Genomic DNA, 17,945 nt, shown 5'->3' with positions numbered 1-17,945 from the left:
TTCCTCCTATAATGATTCTTCATCACTCTTACGCTGAATGCGGAATTGAATCAAGGTAACGATAATAATCGCAATAAATAAAATAAATGACCCTGCCGCTGCATAACCAAACTTACTAAATTGGAACCCGTTCCGGTAAATAAATAACGCAACGGAAGTAGTACTATCTAAAGGCCCGCCATTGGTCATAATAAACGGTTCTTCGAAAAACTGGAGCCAGCCAATCATCGTCGTAATCGTTACAAAGAAAGTTGCAAACTTAAGCATTGGTATCGTAATTTGAAATAACTGTTGTCGTCGATTAGCGCCGTCTAATGAGGCAGCCTCATAATATTCTTTCGGTATACCTTGAAGCGCCGCTAAAAAAATAATCATATTCGTACCAATCGCTCGCCATAAAGCAAGAATAATTAATGACACTTTCGCCATTGTCGGATCTTGCAGCCACGGTACTGGAGAAACATTGATAAGAGACAATAAATAGTTTAAAAATCCAAAACTCGGATTATAAAGATAACTCCACACAACTGCTACGGCAACCACATTTGTTATCGATGGCGTATAAAAAATCAACCGAAAAAATTGAAAGATTTTATTTTCCCCGAAGTTAATCATAACCGCGATTCCTAAGGAACAAGCGATAACTAAAGGCACACCAATCACTACATAAAACAAGGTATTTCCAATTGATTTGAGGAAAACAGGATCTGTTAAAATTTCTTTGTAATTACTTAATCCCACAAAATTGATCTGTGACCAATCAGCTAGTCCAACTAAGCTGATATCTGTAAAACTAATAAAAAAAGCTACAACAATGGGAATTAAGGAAAACAACATTAGTAAGAGCAATGCAGGAGAAATGAATAAATATGGGGCTCTTTTACTAGTAAAGTTTCTCAATTTTAAAGCACTTCCTTTACTTTAAATAGAAAGGAGCATCTCTTTAGAGAAAGATTTCTTTTAACACATTCAGATTAGGAAACAGACTTTTCTAATCGAACCCGTTTATTCAGATAACTTCCGCTAATGTTTGAGATACTCCTTTCTGCTCATTTATTTACTTAAAACCTTTTCTGTTTCTGCATTAAAAGCATCCATCTCTGCCTGTACATCTGCTCCACCCAAATAAATTTTCTCAAAATGCTTCAAGTAGTTTTGAGCGATTTCTTCAAATTCAGGAATTAATGGCATTGGATGAGAGTTTTCCATTTGCTCTCCAAATACTTCATATAATGGATCTCCGGCTAGCTTTTCATCCTTCCACGCTTCTTTTACTGTTGGCATGGCATTCGTTAATTCTAACCACTTTAATTGGTTTTCCTTGCTCACCATAAAATCAATAAATTGTGCCGCTTGATCTTTTTTCTTTGAATGTTCAAATATCGTTAAATTCGATCCACCAAGACTTGAATCATTATTATCTTTTCCAGCAGGAAGAACGGCGGTTGCCCATTTGCCTTCGATATCTGGCACTGTATCATTGACTGTTTTCACCATCCACGGACCACTAATAAACATTGGTACAATAGCATCTCCTGAGAACGTTTGCGAAACATCCATTCCTAAGTCTTGTTTAGGAGCATACCCTTTTTGAATCATATCATTTAAAAACGTCACTGCTTCTACAAACGGCGCTTGGTTAAATTGCGCTTCTTCCTTGTCTGACAGCAATTCAGAACCGTTTTGTCGAGCAAACATGAAACCAAGTGTTTGTTCCTTCGAATCGACATTTAAGCCATACATATTATCTCCTCGTTCTGATAGCTTCTTCGCTGCGTCTTCAAGCTCTTCCCATGTTTTAGGTGCCTCTTTATATCCAACGGATTCTAAAATATCGGTCCGATAGAACAAAACTCTCGTTTCCGCTGCCCACGGTATCCCGTAATACTTATCATCAAACTTGGTTGTTTCTACTGAACCTTCGAAAAAGTTTTCTGGCTTTAAATGATCATTTTTATCAATAAATGGCCCCATATCTGCCAATGCACCAGCAGCTTGAAACTCCGGCATCCAAGTAGTACCCATTTGAAGAACATCAGGACCTTCCTTCGAAGCTACGGCTGTCAGTAATTTATCATGAGCACTAGCCCAGGGGATTGCTTGGATTTTCACTTCAATGCCTGTTTCTTTCGTAAATTCCTCTGCCATTTTAGGGAGCTGCTTCACTTCATCGCCCATTCCCCAAACAGTTAGTACTTCTGAGTCACTAGCATCATTTTTACTATCAGAACATCCCGCCATTAATCCTACTGCAAGTAATGCTGTGGTTCCTAGCAATGCAAATTTCTTTTTGAAATTCATTCTTGTTTCCTCCATTTTTAGATGAATTTTATAGAAACGTTTCGATATAAGTTAGTATATATCACTGAATATCAACTTGCAAGCGTTTTCTAAATATTTCATTTAGTATTATTAGTAGAAACGTTTCACAAAACACAATGAAAAAACCCAACAAAGTTTTAAAGAGTTACGTAATATCAATGGTTTTCCTAGATATACTTTCCTCTCTTATCTTTGTTGGGTTAGCACAAATTCAAAGAAATTTATCCTTTAAAAAAATCTTTTAGTACTTGGAAATCTTCTTTTACATCAATCTTATTCGGCTCTGCCTTTTGCAATCTTTCCACGATAGCTGGTATGTCATTTAACTCTTTGTTATCTGTATATTCAATAAAGGATAACTCATGTAGCCAATCATTATAAGAATGCTTTGCTTTTCCATAGCTATTTCCGAACACTAGACAAGGTGTTTTAGTGATAATGGAAAAGATCATAGCATGCAAACGATCTGTAATAATTAATTTTTTGGAGCCAATTTTATCAAGCGTTTTTAAGAAGTACTTTTCACGGTCCGCATAATCAATCACATCAACCTCTGATAAAACCGTATCTGTCCGCTCTACAGACTCCGTTTTTCCAAATAAGTCCATTAAGTCAGAAACAAAGCTTTCTTCTGTCACCTTCTCCTTATCTGCTCTTAGAACAAATAGAACACCATCACGTTCCAGCTCCCTTGGCTCAATAGACAGAGATAATACCATATCTGGAGTGTAAATAACATTTGCCTGAAATGTTTCTTTTAAAATATCTAAAGTTTGATTCTCTCTTGCTACTAAAGTTAGATTAGGATTTTGATTGTATGCTTCTTGGCTTTTCCGCTTCTCTTCTCTACCTTGCTCTGTATCCTCAAAAAAAGCAGATTGTGGAAAAACAATTGTTTTGTAGTCTTTAAAGGATGAAACTACTTTTCTACGATCTTCCTCAATATCTACATATAAACTTCCTAAATTTCCTCCGCCTGTAAAACAAACAATATCATCTTTGTTAATAATCTTCTTAACTAGCTCTATTCCTTCTTCTGTTGCATAGTCCATAATTTCAATATATTCATAGTAAGGAAAACAATTTTTAATAAACTTTTCCTCTGCATAGGCAATGGCTTGATCTCCAATATTCGTATAACTTGGCGATCCAAATAGGAATACTTTTCTCTTGTTATTAAACAATGCTTCCTTATCTACATTAGGAGCAATCCCTTTTACCATATTCAATTCTTCTTTTCTTGCTTGATTTAACATGACTGTATTCCTCCTTCTTACTTCGATAGAACTTGTGGTTAATTGTCATGTACCCAAAACAAGCTATAAGTATTCCAAAAACGGTAACTTTCTCCCTTACTTTCTTTGCTTCCATATCATTAAAATTGATTTGCCATCATTCGGAGAATCTTCTCCATAATCAAAAGGAAGCACGGCAAAAAAAATAAAATAAAAGGAAAAATAAACAAATTGATAGAGAAATGAGCTTTTTGGTAGAACTTCCTGAATGATTAAAGAATTAACGACTAGAATCGACAATAAGTTAAATAATATGCCTCCCCCATGAATCAATGTCTGCTGCCATCTTTTTTTCTTCTCTATCCCTTTATAATGACAGGCCGCATCTACAAAATAAAGGACATGAATATGCATACACCCTATAGAAAACAGTCTTTTTCCCCTGCCAATCGTTAAATCGCCCTTCAACCCAAATATCCATACAAAGAGTTGATGCCCAGCAGCATGAATTAAATTAACAATAGGCAAAACGACGAAAAAGGCCCATGCAAATTTGTCGAGATCACTTAGAGTAAACATCTTCATCCTCCTTCTCTCACCTTTTAAGATGGGCAGTTTCAGTTACTAGTTTTCTTATAGAATTTGGATATATGTAAGATACCTCTTTCGCATTGGAACCAATCCCTTATTCGAGATTTGATAGATATTGGTAATATTTATATACAATTATTTTGGTAGATAGTTGATTTCGAAGGGAGAGTCTCTGGATAATTACCCCTTTCTCGAACAGCTGCTCGAATGACTGCGATGGGGTGTAGTCATTGTACTGCTGGAACCTGCTCTGATTGTTTGAATGATCTGTATGCTATGCAAATATAGAAACCTATATTATTTTGTGGTATCCAGTTATCTATAAACGGGATGGTATACATAAAAAAGAAATATATATAACGGAGAGGAAATTAAAAAGCCTAAACACTTAAAATGATACAATAAAGACAACGACAAGAAGGAGTTGATTTATATGCTATTAAAAAGTGCTGTTTATGGATTTATTATTGGTGATGCACTAGGTGTCCCCCATGAATTTAAAATAAGGGGAACATACGCATGTGAGACTATGACAAATGGTGGAGTATGGAATCAACCTGTTGGCACATGGTCAGACGATACATCCATGTTGCTCGCTACATTAGATTCCATTAATCATGAAAATGGTATAAACATCAAAGATATGAGAAATCGTTTTCTCGATTGGATGCATCATGCGAAGTATACAGCAAGAAATGAAACTTTTGATATAGGATTAACTACACAGCAAGCACTAATGGACGGTATTGGTAAAAGTGATGTTAGATCAAACGGTAATGGTTCGCTTATGCGTATTCTGCCTCTTGCATTTATTGATTGTGATGATAAAAAGGTCAAAGAAGTATCATCCATAACACACGCACATGACATATCCAAGAAAGCTTGTCTTATTTATGTGGACATTGTAAGAAGGTTAATAAAAAATGAAAACCTAAAAGATATTCTAAATAATCAGACACACGAGGAACCATTCACACGCTTAAATTCATTGCATGAACTTGCAGAATCCGAAATCAAATCGACAGGTTATGTTGTCGATACCCTTGAAGCAGCTCTGTGGTGTGTCTTACAATCTCATTCGTACAAAGAAACTGTGCTAAAAGCAATCAATCTCGGAGGCGATACAGACACTATCGCAGCAATTGCTGGTGGACTAGCGGGTATTATTTATGGTTATGACGCTATACCGAAAGAATGGATTGACACATTACATAACAAAGAACTTATCACAGCCATACTGTTAAAGCAAAAACTAGAATAACCTTTGCTTTACAGTCCCCTATAAAAAGATAAATACCTTCTTTTTTGGCAGCAAAGAAGTCACACAAAAATGTCTCTGATTTGAGATATGTCCCTTTGTTCCTGATTTCAGACGGAAACCTTTTTATATGTGATACGTATCTATGCCTGTACACTATATTTATTTATATATACTCTTTCTATATAAAAAGAAGGAACAAAGGAACAACGATACGGGAACGTTGATATAGCAATAATCTTCTGTTCCTAATGACGTGAAAAAGCAGGTACAAAGCAGGGACATTTTACGTCAAAAAGGAACAAAAAAATCGGGTGAAATGGTCATTATCTGAGGTAGATTTTCACACTTCTCGATCTTGTATAATTCTAAAAAAAATATAATGAAGAATTATTTTTGTGACTATTTTTTGGAGGTTGGACAACAACACAAATGAATACCATATGTTTCTTCAATCGATTCTTCTAATGCCTGCAGCTGTTTCGAATATTCAATACAGATATTCTGATACGAATCTTTTTCTTTATTTGTTTTACACGTTTCTATACAATTGGACATTCTTTTCTAAGTTTATAAAGCAATTTTCCAGAGAGGGAGAGTCTGTTTAGGCGTACCTTCTCCTTGAAGTACTCCCACAGCAAGAAACATGTGGGGGGCCATATGAATATGATCAAATGGTTGCTAAATATAAAAAGGGAACCATTCCTGCCATTAAAGACAGAATGGAGGGATTCGAAAATACGTACAGTATATAAAACATAAAGCACATAGCCCTAATCTGCTATGTGCTTTTCATCCCTTCCTAAATGCCACCTTTCAAAATAAAAAAAAATTCCCCATTGACAAATCCTACCTCTCTCTATAAAATACTGAATAATTTTGCAAAATTATCAATTTGATTCGCTAAATAGCGAATCAAAATAAAAGGAAGAGATCCATGGACAAAGTAAACATTTGGATTAAAAAACATGTACGTGTCATTTACTCCCCCTTTCGTGAATTGTTAACAAGTTTACATGTTTTACACAATCCAGCTCATCACCTGACGAGGCTAGAGTGGGCAGAGAAAACAAAAGAAGCAATATCGAAACCGCATTGGAAAATGATTCAATTCTTTGGGGAAATTAGTAATGAATGGCTTAATTTTCTCGATTTGGATGATTATCTTTTATTGGAAGAGAAGCATGTTGAGGAAGCCATTGAACGATTACGTTTATTGCCAGAGCAGCAATTTCTTGCCTTCCTGCTAGGTAAAAGCGACTTTACAGATGCAAATACAAACCAACAAAAGGTTTTAAAAAAACCTAATTATTATCGGAATCTCCTTTGCGATTTGCTCTATGATTACCAGCAAAATTATTTTGCGCGCGAATTATATCGAATGGAGCCGTGGTTAATTAAATCTGTTCATGAATTAAAAAAAGCAATAGCAGCAAATCCATATGAAGCGATCAACGCTATTCATCCACGCTTCAGACTTGATCCAAAATCGATACGATTTTATAAAGCAAACACCTGGATTTTTGCTTATGAAGAGATAGAAACATTGACGATATACCCATCCAGCTTTATCGCGCCACATCTCTTAGTTGGCTTAGAAGTTCCTGCCATCATTGTTTATTTGCATGTCTCCTTTCCTAATCAGCTGGGAACTAGTCAAGATATAGTCCCAATAGACTTGCTTTCTACTCTCGCTGCATTAGGGGACAAAACGAGATTACAATTATTAAGACAAATGTCTCGGCATCCCATTTGTACACTGCAATTATCGGAATCTACCGGGCTTGCAAAGGCCACAATTTCTAAGCATCTAAAAATCTTAGAAAAGGCGTGCTTAATAAAAGGGGAAAGACATGGACACTTTGTGTTTTATGAGACAGATTTACAAAAATTAGACCAACTGAAGGTCGACTTAAATCAGTTTTTTGATCAGCCTTCCCTTGGTCAAAAGGAGGATACATAAATGTGGTTGAGCATTTCTGCTACTTTTTGGCGAAATTATCTCGTGATGAAAAGAGCTTTTCCTTGGTCTTTTTTTCTAGGACATATATTAAGCGCTATTTATATTATCATCTTTGCCTACCTTACCTATTTTTTTGTTTTTAAAGGAGAATTATCATCCAGTTTCTCTGCCTATGCGGGGACAGATGACTATCTTTCCTACTGCATTTTAGGTGGATTACTTTACTCTTTTTCAGTGTCTCTTTTAATGATTACAAGTCGAACACTTATCACCGAATTGCGAGAAGGGACCCTAGAATCCCTTCTTCTAACACCATCGACAAGAAAGGGATATTTTCTCGGCTATGTAGCGCAAGGGTTGATTAGAATTATGTTGGAATTCCTTGTGATTATTGCCGCTGGCTCTCTATTTGGCTTGCATTTACAAGGAATAAACTGGCTTCATGTCTTAATTGTTCTTGTCGTTTTGATTCTTTCCACCTTTTCGATGGCATTAGTATTAGGATCGTTTATGCTCTACTTTCGAGATACATATATCACGCAGAACACCTTATTTGTCCTTATGGGACTTGTTTGCAGCATCACTTTTCCAAGTGACTTTTTACCAGCGGCAGTAAGGTGGATCAGCCAAGTCATGCCACTTACCTATGGAATTGATGCTTTACGAATGGTCTGGATAGAGGGAACCCCACTTAATGAGCTTTTGGCTCCATTACTAAAAATGGCAACGCTTGGTTTGATTTATTTGCCAACAGGCTCATATTTGATGAAAAAAATGGAGAAATACGTATTAGAAAAGCATTTTGGATAAGGAGTGATGAAAATGATCGAAGCAAAAGGAATTAGTAAGTATTACACAGTGAAAAAAAGAAAGAATTTTTTCCGTTCAGAAAAGCAAGTTGTATGTGCTGTTAAAGATTTAAACATCTCTATTAAAGAAGGAGAAATCGTTGGCTTGCTCGGTTTAAATGGGGCTGGAAAAACTACTACCATTAAAATGCTCAGTACCTTACTAAATCCAACAGATGGACAAATAACAATTGATGGTTTTGATGCTGTAAAAGAGGCAATGAAGGTAAAAAAGCATATTAATATGATTGCTGGTGGAGAAAGAATGCTATATTGGCGGCTGACTGGATCCGAAAACCTCCGCTATTTCGGAAAGCTCTATCAACTATCAGGTCTAGAGCTTGAAAAACGCATAGCCTATCTTCTCGATCAAGTTGGATTAAAAGAGGCAAAGGACATTCCAGTAGAACTATATTCAAAAGGGATGAAGCAAAGACTCCAAATTGCGAGAGGACTTATAAATAATCCTAAATATTTATTCCTTGATGAACCAACGCTTGGCCTGGATGCGCCAGTAGCTAAGCAATTGAGAGGATTAGTGAAAAACTTAGCAAAACAAGAAAACAAAGGAATCTTATTAACAAGTCATTACCTCGAAGAAGTGGAGGAGCTTTGTGATCGCATCTATATTATTGAAAAGGGATCGATTATTTTAGATGGCACACCAGAAAAAATTATTTCATCTGTAGTAAAAAGCTATCATTTAAGGATGGAAACAAGTTCCCTATCGGCAAGTGCGCAAAATAAACTCAAACAGGCATTAGTCGATTGCAGCATTCAGTTTAATTGGCTGACAGATAGCACAGTGATTCTTGTCGATGCACCCTATGATCCCACTTCTTTTCTTATTAATATTTGTATGAATGAATCTGTTTCAATTCTAAAACTTGAGCTTAAGCGGCCACGATTAGAAGACGCGATTCTAACCTTAGCAAAGGAGAAATCTGCATGAAGTTGTTTTCTATTTTACAAGCAGAAATGGCTAAAAGTCATAAACATAACTTTCATAACAAGTTAATCTATTTTTCCTTACTCTTATGGCCAGCCTTATTGTTTATTACGTCTTATTATTCCTTTAAGCCCTTTAACCTAACGGAATCTAGTCCGCTATCTGCCTATATGGATGTTGACCAAATCACTATGTTTTTACTAACCGGTTATTTAGGATATATTTTCTTTTGGAGCCTTGTTCAATCCGCTTGGAATATGAGCTATGAGCGTCAGGCTGGTACACTTGAGCTCATCTTTCTTACACCTGCAAATCGTTTAACTATCATGTTTGCACGTGCAGCAGGAAATTTGCTTGAAGCTGTATGGTTATTCACTACCTTCATCCTATTGGTGCTTATTGTTACAGGACAAGCGGCTGAAATTTATTGGGCAAATGTTCCACTCGCCTTATTTCTCCTTTGTATATCTGCGATTGTTTGGGGTGGATTTTTAAATATTGTTTTTCTCTTTTCGCGAGATGCAGGAATTCTTTTTACCATTTTCGAGGAACCAATGCAGTTCTTCTCTGGTGTACGTATTCCAATCCTTGCCTTCCCAATCTGGGGAAAAGCAATTGCCTACCTTTTTCCGCTTACTTATGTACTAGGTATCTTTCGAGATCTTGTGCTAAATGGAAAAGATTTTACGCAAATGATCGGACAATATTTACTTTTAGTTTCCATCATTCTAATGCTTGCCGTGACCTCCGTCTTTCTTTTAAAAAAGGCAGAAACCCATGCTAAGAATACAGGAAATATGGTTCTTTATTAAGGGTAATAATCGTGCCTCTTCGTTTCACGTGAAACAAGAGGCTATTTCCTAGAAAATATTAATCCTACACTAAAAAGTCCACCAGCTTTACGACAAGAGATAATGCCCTTATCGTTAGTTTCTTCCAAAAACCCGCTTCTGTTTCCTTTACTTTCTCGTCTGATTTATAAGTCCCATCTTCTAAAACTTGTAGACTTTGATTATTTACCGTTTTATTTAGTTCCTCTTGAAGAAAGTGTGCGAATTCTTCACTATCAATTAATACCATTGTTTCGGTATTTAAAAAAGTACTTCTTGCGTCCAGATTATAGGAGCCAATTAAACTAATTCTCCCATCAAAGATATATGTCTTTCCGTGAAGTGATTCCGTTTTCGGCTGGTATTCATATAACTCATCAGCGAATTGAATAATGTCCTTCCTGCTTGCCCAATATCCAGAAAACGCAACTAAGTTCGGAGTAGAGGCAACGGAGTTTGTTAGGACCTTCCAATGGTCAACCGCTATTTTCTTTTTATCTACATAAGCCAGCATTTTCCTCGTTGGCACAATATAAGGACTTTCTAAATAAATAGATTTTGCTTGTTCACTTAGTGATACAATTTCTTTCCAAATAAGAGGATCTTTATTAAAGCGCTGATGGGGATTAAAAAGAAAATGGACCTTTTTCGTTGGATACGCATCTTTTTTCCAGTTAATCATTTTATCTATCGACAATGGATAAACATCTTTAGCATGTTTTAATAAGTGAAGGGCTTTCTTCCGTTTTTGCTCCCCTAGCTTTTCCTTCCTTGGTGAAAGTTTCTTTACAGAAATTTTTGTAAAAGGATGTTTCCAAACATATTGATAATAACCATCCATTTGCTTTAGCACACTCGTTTTTGGTTTTTCAGTAAACACAAGCACATCCCGATCATTGGAAGCTCCTTTAGCTCCTTGTGAACTAAAATATTTATCTCCTATATTTCTACCGCCAACTAATGCAAGTTCTTCATCTATGATAAATAACTTATCATGAAATCGATTATTCCAAGTCCAAGGCTTGCCTAAATGTAGGGGTTCATAATACTTTAATTCCATATTCGGGTGCTGATAAATAGCATAGCTATACAAACGCAAATCCTTATTAAATCGGTTGACCATTCCATCCAGCAAAATACGTACTTTTACCCCGCGATCTGCTGCTTCAAATAGAGAAGCAAAAAACAAATCAGAATATGTACCTTTTTGAATGGCATAAGTAGATAAATCAATAGATTTCTTTGCATTCTTTATTAACTGCAATCTCGCTAAACCAGAATCTTCCCTGTCTTGAAGTAATACAACTTTATCAGAAGACACTACTCTCTCTTCGTTCTGTGAAAGGTTCACAGCTGGGTTCCAAGAAGAGTTTTCCTTAGGCTTGTAAAAAAAAGGCACAATGACGCAGAATACGACAATATATAGGAGATAGCATCCAACTAAAACCAAAATAGTTTTCATGCTTTTATGTATCATATTGTTTCCCACCCATTTTGTTAGATACTAAGTAGTTTCTCCTATCGACGTTTAATTATGAAAAAAGCTATTTCTTTTTTTACTCAGTTTCGATCCTTAATTTTCCGAGAGCAAAAATTACTATTTTTATAGAAGGCTTAATCATACTATCTATAGATGAATGAACCCCCTCTTAATTGAGAATAGGCCTTAATAAATGAAAATTACTAGATAGATATCAAAAACACCGCAAATACAGTGCTTAGGTTGTCAACTTTTCACAAATTCAAGCAAGGATTCTTATAGATAAAAATTAAAATAAGTATTAATTAGTTTTAGATTATCCTTGACAAAATAATTAAATTTATATAATAATAAATGTTGAATTGTAATAATTATTATTTGCATAAGTTTGGATTATTTGTCCAAACTAGTAATAAATTATTCATATTAGGAGGAATTTTATTATGTCAATTATCGGAAAAGAAGTTTCACCATTTACAGCTCAAGCATTTCATAACGGTGAATTTATTGAAGTAACAGAAGAAAACTTAAAAGGTAAATGGAGTATTTTCTGCTTCTATCCAGCTGATTTTACTTTCGTATGCCCAACTGAATTAGAAGATTTACAAAATGAATATGCTACATTGAAAGATCTTGGAGTAGAAGTTTACTCTGTTTCAACAGACACGCATTTCACTCACAAAGCATGGCATGATCATTCAGATGCAATCGGCAAAATCGAGTACATCATGATTGGTGACCCAACACAAAGAATTTCTCGTGATTTTGACATTCTTAACGAGGAAGCTGGTCTTGCAGATCGTGGAACTTTCCTTATCGATCCAGATGGTAAAATTCAAGCGGTTGAAATCAACGCAGACGGTATCGGCCGTGATGCAAGCACACTAGTAAACAAAATCAAAGCTGCACAATATGTTCGCAACAATCCAGGTGAAGTTTGCCCAGCTAAATGGCAAGAAGGCAGCACTACACTTAAGCCAAGCCTAGACCTTGTTGGCAAAATTTAAGGGAGTGGCTCTGTATGTTACTAGATAATGAAATTAAAGGGCAACTGAATCAATATCTGCAAATGATGGAAGGCGATGTTGTTCTTAAGGTTAGCACGGGATCGGATGAAGTATCCCGTGACATGCTAGCCCTAGTTGATGAACTAGCTACTATGTCATCTCATATCAAAGTAGAAACTGCTGAATTAGAAAGAACACCAAGTTTTAGTGTAAATCGTGTTGGCGAAGATACTGGAATTACTTTTGCTGGTATCCCTCTAGGACACGAATTCACTTCTTTAGTATTAGCTTTACTTCAAGTAAGTGGTAGAGCTCCTAAAGTCGATCAAAAAGTAATCGATCAAATTAAAGCAATCAAAGGTGAATTCCACTTTGAATCTTACATTAGCTTAACTTGCCATAACTGTCCGGATGTAGTACAAGCGTTGAATGTGATGAGTCTTATAAACCCTGGTATCACACATACAATGATTGATGGGGCAGCTTTTAAGGAAGAAGTAGAAAGCAAAGATATCATGGCAGTTCCTACTGTTTTCCTTAATGGGGAATCATTTGGCAGCGGTCGTATGTCATTAGAAGAAATTTTAGCAAAAATGGGCAGCGCTGCTGATGCTTCTGAATTTGCTGATAAAGATCCATTTGATGTATTAGTAGTTGGCGGTGGTCCGGCTGGTGCAAGTGCTGCAATCTACGCTGCACGTAAAGGAATCCGCACTGGTATCGTTGCAGAACGCTTCGGTGGCCAAATCATGGATACGTTAGCTATTGAAAACTTCATTAGTGTGAAGCAAACAGAAGGTCCAAAGCTTGCAGCAAGTCTGGAAGAGCATGTAAAAGAATATAACATTGACGTTATGAACCTTCAACGTGCTAAACGTTTAGAGAAAAAAGACTTAATAGAAATCGAGTTAGAAAATGGTGCTGTTCTGAAAAGTAAGTCTGTTATTCTATCAACTGGTGCTCGCTGGCGCAATGTTGGCGTACCGGGAGAAGCAGAATTTAAGAACAAAGGTGTAGCATATTGTCCTCACTGTGATGGTCCATTATTTACTGGAAAAGACGTTGCTGTAATCGGCGGCGGTAACTCAGGAATTGAAGCTGCTATCGACTTAGCAGGAATTGTGAAACACGTAACAGTTCTTGAATTTATGTCGGAATTAAAAGCAGACTCTGTTTTACAAGAGCGCTTAAACAGCCTACCAAATGTTACAGTTCTGAAAAATGTTCAAACAAAAGAAATAACTGGTACTGATAAAGTTAACGGTATTACTTATGTTGAACGCGAAACTGGCGAAGAAAAACATATCGAGCTTGCAGGTGTGTTTGTCCAAATTGGTCTAGTTCCTAATACAGACTGGTTAGAAGGTTCAGTGGAGCGTAACAGAATGGGTGAAATTCTTGTTGATAAGCATGGCGCTACAAGTCTGCCAGGTGTATTTGCAGCTGGAGATTGTACAGACAGCGCTTATAAGCAAATCATTATTTCCATGGGTTCTGGTGCAACTGCTTCATTAGGTGCATTTGATTATCTGATCCGTAATTAATAGATTTTGAGAAAGAGCTTCCCTTTTGCGGAGGCTCTTTTTTTGTTATGTTGAGGGTATGCAGAGGTGAAGTGATGCTGTTTGGTAGATATTTTGGACTTTGGCTGATTTCCCCTCCGCTTTGGCTGATTCCTCCTCCGCTTTGGCTGATTTCCTCTCCGCTCTGGCTGATTCCTCCTCTACTTTGGCTGATTTCCTCTCCGCTTTGGCTGATTTCTCCCCCACTTTGGCTGATTCCCTCTCCGCTTTGGCTGATTTCCCCTCCGCTTTGGCTGATTCCTCCTCCGCTTTGGCTGATTTCTCCTCCGCTTTGGCTGATTCTTCCTCCGCTTTGGCTGATTCTTCCTCCGCTTTGGCTGATTTCCCCTCCGCTCTGGCTGATTCCTCCTCTACTTTGGCTGATTTCTCCCCCGCTTTGGCTGATTTCCTCTCCGCTTTGGCTGATTTCCTCTCCGCTCTGGCTGATTTCCTCTCCGCTCTGGCTGATTCCTCCTCTACTTTGGCTGATATACCACAATTACGGACTATATCTCCCTCATCTGCTGCCATTCCACTATACCTCATAGGCCAAATAAGCTCCCTATCGCTTTTACCAATAAAAAAGAGGTCTGTCCACAAAAAGGACAGACCTCAACCACCACTCCACATTATTTTAACTCCAACTCCATCCACTCATCCGTTTCCTTAAAGCCGAACTTCTTATAAACAGGTCTGCCAAGCTTTGAAGCACCTAACCACATTTTCTTAATACCTAAGTTTTTAGCTTCCTCCACTAATTTTGTTAGTAGAGTGGTAGCTATTCCTTTTCCGCGATGAGCATTCTTTGTATACATATTGGTTACATATGCTTGTTTTCCACTCTTATTGGTATAGGTAGGGGGAAATTCATATATTACGATAGCTCCTGTTGCAATTATTTCATTTTTCTCGATTACAAGCCATTGAATAAGAGAACCCTCTGCTAATTTCCTTTGAAAGAAATCTTCCAGCTCGTCATTAATATCTTTATCTGCTGAAACTCCCTCATCTATTAACTGATTTTTTCTTAGCTCTATTAGCATATTAATATCCTTAATAGTTGCTTTACGATAATCCATCCTATTCCCTCTTCCTAAATATTATTGTTATTTTCTCTGATAACTTATTTTTTCAAGCCAAATAGCGTAGTTACACTAAGCCCTAACCCAAATGTAATAATACATAAGATTATACTAGTGGCTCCCGAAACCATACCAGGAAAAACAACAAAAAGAGAACCGATAATTAATCCAATAATGATTGCATATGTGATATGCGGGAAATGTGAAAGAGCATATTTAATCCCTTTGCTACTCCCGATAAATCCAATTATTGCTCCAAGTCCAAGTACGATAATCACTGGGATATTCCATGTCGACAAGGCATTAATTGCTGTTGAATAAACTCCAAGTAACAGTAAAATAAACGATCCACTAATCCCGGGAAGCAGCATAGCCATGCTGGCTAACCAACCAGATAAAAACAATCCCAGAACCGACCATACAGTTAAGGAAGTAATCGGCTCTATTGATTTAACAGGATGCATGAATGCCATGGATGCGATAATAATAGCAGCAATTGTTAAAATAATATAATGTCCAGAACCAAAATTCTTTTTCGGCCGAGCCTCTTTTAACATAAGTGGAATTACACCGATAATTAATCCAATAAAGAAAAATTGTGTTGGCTCATGATAATTTTCCAGTAAAAATTCTATTAATCTACTTAATAATAAAAGGGCAGCACCCATCCCAACTGCTAATGGTATTAAAAAGCCAAGTTGTTTCTTCCAGTTCCTACTAAAGAAACCGCTAATTGCATCGAGCAAACGGTCATAGATGCCCAAAATGACGGCAATTGTTCCCCCGCTCACTCCCGGTATTAAATCACTTATCCCCATAATAAATCCTCTATATAAGTTTTTCCATTCCACTAATTTTTCATTTCCTTTCTATTCTTCTAATTACATATTTTTTAAAGATTGATAGTATTTTCCTAACTCTATCATACCATAATTCTGAATCTTCCTTCCTTTTTCAAAATAAAATATCTTCAATTTAAAACCAGTCTAAATATACTAAACCTTTCAATAATTATCCAACAATAACTTTACAAATATATCTTTTAGTAGGTATAATAATTTTTATAGTTTTGAATGTTCAATAGATAGATAATATTCAGAATTAATGATTATAAACAGGGGGAATACTTCATGAAACGAAAAAATTGGTTATTACTTCTTATGTTTGCATTTGTGCTAAGTGTATTAGCTGCATGCTCTGGCGATAAAACCGACGTTTCTACCGACTCAAAAGATAAGGACGGTAAATCAGACGAAAAAGTCCTTAACTTTATAAATCCAGAGGCAATTCCGTCAATGGATCCAGCTTTAGCTACAGATGAATCTTCATTTGTTTATCTTGGTGCAACAATGGAAGGGCTTTACCGTTTAGATAAAGATACACAGCCATCACCAGGTATTGCAACTGATCACAAAGTTAGTGATGATGGGTTAATTTGGACGTTTACATTAAGACAAGATGCAAAATGGTCAAATGGTGACCCAGTTACAGCAAATGACTTTGTGTATGCATGGCAACGCGCTGTTAATCCAGACACTAAATCGGAATATGGTCCTTATATGATGAATGGTGTCATTAAAAATGCTGCTGCTATCAGTTCTGGGGAACTAGCTGTTGATCAATTAGGGGTGAAGGCGGACGGTGATTATACACTTGTTGTAGAATTAGAAAACCCAACACCTTATTTTGAGACATTAACTACTTTTGGCACCTTCTTACCATTAAACCAAAAGTTTGTGGAAGAAAAAGGAGATAAATTTGCAACAAGTTCAGAAAACTTATTAGCAAACGGGCCTTATAGCATTACTGACTGGGATAGTACAGGTAATTCATGGGTACTTGCAAAAAATAATAGTTATTGGGATGCAAGCACTGTTAAAATGGATAAATTGACATTTGAAGTAGTAAAAGACCCACAAACAGCTCTAAGCTTATATGAAAAAGGAACAGTTGATCGAATGGATCTTACATCTGATTTGGTTGACCAATATTCAACTGATGAGAATTATGTTGTTTCAGCAGACACATTTTTATATTTCCTTAAATTTAACCAAACAAAATCAGAAGCCTTGGCTAACAAAAACATTCGTTTAGCGCTTAGCCGCGCCTTTGACAAAGATGCTTTAGTTAATGAAATCTTAAATAACGGTTCTATCGTAGCGAACGGACTTGTCCCAGCTGACTTTACTCCAATTCCAGAAACTGGTGAGGACTTCCGTAAAGTTAGTGGAGATCTTGTTACTTATGATTTACAAGCAGCTAAAGACTACTGGGCAAAAGGCTTAAAAGAATTAGGTACAGATAAAGTTTCTCTAGAGTTTTTAGCAGATGATGATGCAACAACCAAAACTTTAGTTGAATATGTAGCTAATCAGTTATCTACAAACTTAGAAGGCTTGAATATTAAAATTAAACAAGTTCCAAAAAAGCAACGACTTGATTTAGATACTAGCATGGATTATGAGCTGCAACTTTCTAGATGGGGCCCTGACTTCCTTGACCCATTCACATACTTGAACCTGTGGATTACCGATGGAGGAAACAATAAAACAGGCTATTCTAATAAAGAATATGATCAATTAGTTAGCGATACAGCAACTAAACTTGCAACTGATAATGTTGCTCGTTATGATAACTTCTTAAAAGCTGAAAAGCTATTATTCGAAGATGCTCCAATTGCACCTGTTTATCAAGCATCAAGAGCACAATTAATTTCACCAAAAGTAAAGAATGTGTTTGTAAACCCATTCGGAGCAACTTATGAATATAAGTGGGCAGATGTAGGAGAATAAGAATTAACTTAAAAAGCGGGAGTATA

Annotated in this window: 16 protein-coding genes; 8 read left to right on the top strand and 8 right to left on the bottom strand. The window is 36.5% G+C overall.

Annotated features, from left to right (window positions below):
- Positions 1–6: 6 nt before the first annotated feature.
- The 4 genes from NiCM35_RS24970 to NiCM35_RS24955 all read right to left on the bottom strand — a co-directional run bounded on the left by NiCM35_RS24970 (position 7) and on the right by NiCM35_RS24955 (position 4,136).
- Positions 7–837, bottom strand: coding sequence for a carbohydrate ABC transporter permease (locus NiCM35_RS24970; protein ID WP_369988880.1), 831 nt, complete (start codon positions 835–837; stop codon positions 7–9).
- Positions 838–1,053: 216 nt separating this feature from the next.
- Entirely contained in the window at positions 1,054–2,301 is a 1,248-nt protein-coding gene (locus tag NiCM35_RS24965) for a sugar ABC transporter substrate-binding protein (RefSeq protein WP_095329387.1), read from the bottom strand.
- A 242-nt stretch (positions 2,302–2,543) separates the two neighbouring features.
- Positions 2,544–3,578 (bottom strand): polysaccharide pyruvyl transferase family protein, encoded by a 1,035-nt coding sequence (locus NiCM35_RS24960; protein WP_123258569.1) that lies wholly within the window; start codon positions 3,576–3,578, stop codon positions 2,544–2,546.
- Positions 3,579–3,674: 96 nt separating this feature from the next.
- A complete protein-coding gene (locus NiCM35_RS24955; protein WP_123258570.1) occupies positions 3,675–4,136 on the bottom strand; it encodes a hypothetical protein in 462 nt (153 codons plus the stop codon).
- Positions 4,137–4,581: 445 nt separating this feature from the next.
- On the opposite strand from NiCM35_RS24955, the gene NiCM35_RS24950 reads away from it, so the two are divergent.
- The 5 genes from NiCM35_RS24950 (at position 4,582) to NiCM35_RS24930 (ending at position 9,978) form a co-directional block, all read left to right on the top strand.
- The gene (locus NiCM35_RS24950; protein ID WP_095329384.1) at positions 4,582–5,409 is read left to right on the top strand and encodes an ADP-ribosylglycohydrolase family protein; all 828 of its coding nucleotides are present in this window, start codon (positions 4,582–4,584) and stop codon (positions 5,407–5,409) included.
- Positions 5,410–6,343: 934 nt separating this feature from the next.
- Positions 6,344–7,369: an ArsR/SmtB family transcription factor gene (locus NiCM35_RS24945; protein WP_123258572.1), complete on the top strand. Its 1,026-nt coding sequence runs from the start codon at positions 6,344–6,346 to the stop codon at positions 7,367–7,369.
- On the top strand, positions 7,370–8,179 hold the full coding sequence (locus NiCM35_RS24940; protein WP_095329379.1) for an ABC transporter permease: 810 nt from the start codon (positions 7,370–7,372) through the stop codon (positions 8,177–8,179).
- A 12-nt stretch (positions 8,180–8,191) separates the two neighbouring features.
- Positions 8,192–9,169, top strand: coding sequence for an ABC transporter ATP-binding protein (locus tag NiCM35_RS24935; protein WP_095329378.1), 978 nt, complete (start codon positions 8,192–8,194; stop codon positions 9,167–9,169).
- The gene (locus NiCM35_RS24930) at positions 9,166–9,978 is read left to right on the top strand and encodes an ABC transporter permease (protein WP_095329377.1); all 813 of its coding nucleotides are present in this window, start codon (positions 9,166–9,168) and stop codon (positions 9,976–9,978) included. The genes NiCM35_RS24935 and NiCM35_RS24930 overlap by 4 nt, the downstream gene beginning before the upstream one ends.
- 64 nt (positions 9,979–10,042) lie before the next feature.
- On the opposite strand, the gene NiCM35_RS24925 is transcribed toward NiCM35_RS24930, so the two are convergent.
- A complete protein-coding gene (locus tag NiCM35_RS24925) occupies positions 10,043–11,473 on the bottom strand; it encodes a phospholipase D-like domain-containing protein (protein ID WP_095329376.1) in 1,431 nt (476 codons plus the stop codon).
- Between the two features lie 446 nt (positions 11,474–11,919).
- Between NiCM35_RS24925 and ahpC the strand changes: the two genes are divergently transcribed.
- Entirely contained in the window at positions 11,920–12,483 is a 564-nt protein-coding gene (ahpC, locus tag NiCM35_RS24920) for an alkyl hydroperoxide reductase subunit C (RefSeq protein WP_095329375.1), read from the top strand.
- A gap of 14 nt (positions 12,484–12,497) precedes the next feature.
- On the top strand, positions 12,498–14,027 hold the full coding sequence (gene ahpF, locus NiCM35_RS24915) for an alkyl hydroperoxide reductase subunit F (RefSeq protein WP_123260233.1): 1,530 nt from the start codon (positions 12,498–12,500) through the stop codon (positions 14,025–14,027).
- Between the two features lie 45 nt (positions 14,028–14,072).
- Here the strand turns inward: ahpF and NiCM35_RS24910 are convergent, their stop codons facing one another.
- The 3 genes from NiCM35_RS24910 to NiCM35_RS24900 all read right to left on the bottom strand — a co-directional run bounded on the left by NiCM35_RS24910 (position 14,073) and on the right by NiCM35_RS24900 (position 15,978).
- Positions 14,073–14,576, bottom strand: a complete 504-nt coding sequence (locus tag NiCM35_RS24910; RefSeq protein WP_433780853.1) for a hypothetical protein — start codon at positions 14,574–14,576, stop codon at positions 14,073–14,075.
- Between the two features lie 98 nt (positions 14,577–14,674).
- The gene (locus NiCM35_RS24905) at positions 14,675–15,124 is read right to left on the bottom strand and encodes a GNAT family N-acetyltransferase (protein ID WP_172859652.1); all 450 of its coding nucleotides are present in this window, start codon (positions 15,122–15,124) and stop codon (positions 14,675–14,677) included.
- Positions 15,125–15,168: 44 nt separating this feature from the next.
- On the bottom strand, positions 15,169–15,978 hold the full coding sequence (locus NiCM35_RS24900; protein WP_095329368.1) for a DUF368 domain-containing protein: 810 nt from the start codon (positions 15,976–15,978) through the stop codon (positions 15,169–15,171).
- 279 nt (positions 15,979–16,257) lie between these two features.
- On the opposite strand from NiCM35_RS24900, the gene NiCM35_RS24895 reads away from it, so the two are divergent.
- Positions 16,258–17,919, top strand: coding sequence for a peptide ABC transporter substrate-binding protein (locus NiCM35_RS24895; RefSeq protein WP_433780852.1), 1,662 nt, complete (start codon positions 16,258–16,260; stop codon positions 17,917–17,919).
- The last annotated feature ends 26 nt before the right edge of the window (positions 17,920–17,945 follow it).

Origin of the sequence: Niallia sp. M35 (assembly GCF_050971705.1) — a bacterium.
Taxonomy (GTDB): domain Bacteria; phylum Bacillota; class Bacilli; order Bacillales; family Cytobacillaceae; genus Niallia; species Niallia circulans_A.
Note: the sequence above shows the minus strand (reverse complement) of the source record. Positions and strands in the feature narration are given on the sequence as shown.

Excerpts from the sequence above, each read along its gene's own strand:
- NiCM35_RS24970 (WP_369988880.1), bottom strand. The coding sequence starts at position 837 with ATGTTGTTTTCCTTAATTCCCATTGTTGTAGCTTTTTTTATTAGTTTT.
- NiCM35_RS24965 (WP_095329387.1), bottom strand. The coding sequence starts at position 2,301 with ATGAATTTCAAAAAGAAATTTGCATTGCTAGGAACCACAGCATTACTT.
- NiCM35_RS24960 (WP_123258569.1), bottom strand. The coding sequence starts at position 3,578 with ATGTTAAATCAAGCAAGAAAAGAAGAATTGAATATGGTAAAAGGGATT.
- NiCM35_RS24955 (WP_123258570.1), bottom strand. The coding sequence starts at position 4,136 with ATGTTTACTCTAAGTGATCTCGACAAATTTGCATGGGCCTTTTTCGTC.
- NiCM35_RS24950 (WP_095329384.1), top strand. The coding sequence starts at position 4,582 with ATGCTATTAAAAAGTGCTGTTTATGGATTTATTATTGGTGATGCACTA.
- NiCM35_RS24945 (WP_123258572.1), top strand. The coding sequence starts at position 6,344 with ATGGACAAAGTAAACATTTGGATTAAAAAACATGTACGTGTCATTTAC.
- NiCM35_RS24940 (WP_095329379.1), top strand. The coding sequence starts at position 7,370 with ATGTGGTTGAGCATTTCTGCTACTTTTTGGCGAAATTATCTCGTGATG.
- NiCM35_RS24935 (WP_095329378.1), top strand. The coding sequence starts at position 8,192 with ATGATCGAAGCAAAAGGAATTAGTAAGTATTACACAGTGAAAAAAAGA.
- NiCM35_RS24930 (WP_095329377.1), top strand. The coding sequence starts at position 9,166 with ATGAAGTTGTTTTCTATTTTACAAGCAGAAATGGCTAAAAGTCATAAA.
- NiCM35_RS24925 (WP_095329376.1), bottom strand. The coding sequence starts at position 11,473 with ATGATACATAAAAGCATGAAAACTATTTTGGTTTTAGTTGGATGCTAT.
- ahpC (WP_095329375.1), top strand. The coding sequence starts at position 11,920 with ATGTCAATTATCGGAAAAGAAGTTTCACCATTTACAGCTCAAGCATTT.
- ahpF (WP_123260233.1), top strand. The coding sequence starts at position 12,498 with ATGTTACTAGATAATGAAATTAAAGGGCAACTGAATCAATATCTGCAA.
- NiCM35_RS24910 (WP_433780853.1), bottom strand. The coding sequence starts at position 14,576 with ATGGCAGCAGATGAGGGAGATATAGTCCGTAATTGTGGTATATCAGCC.
- NiCM35_RS24905 (WP_172859652.1), bottom strand. The coding sequence starts at position 15,124 with ATGGATTATCGTAAAGCAACTATTAAGGATATTAATATGCTAATAGAG.
- NiCM35_RS24895 (WP_433780852.1), top strand. The coding sequence starts at position 16,258 with ATGAAACGAAAAAATTGGTTATTACTTCTTATGTTTGCATTTGTGCTA.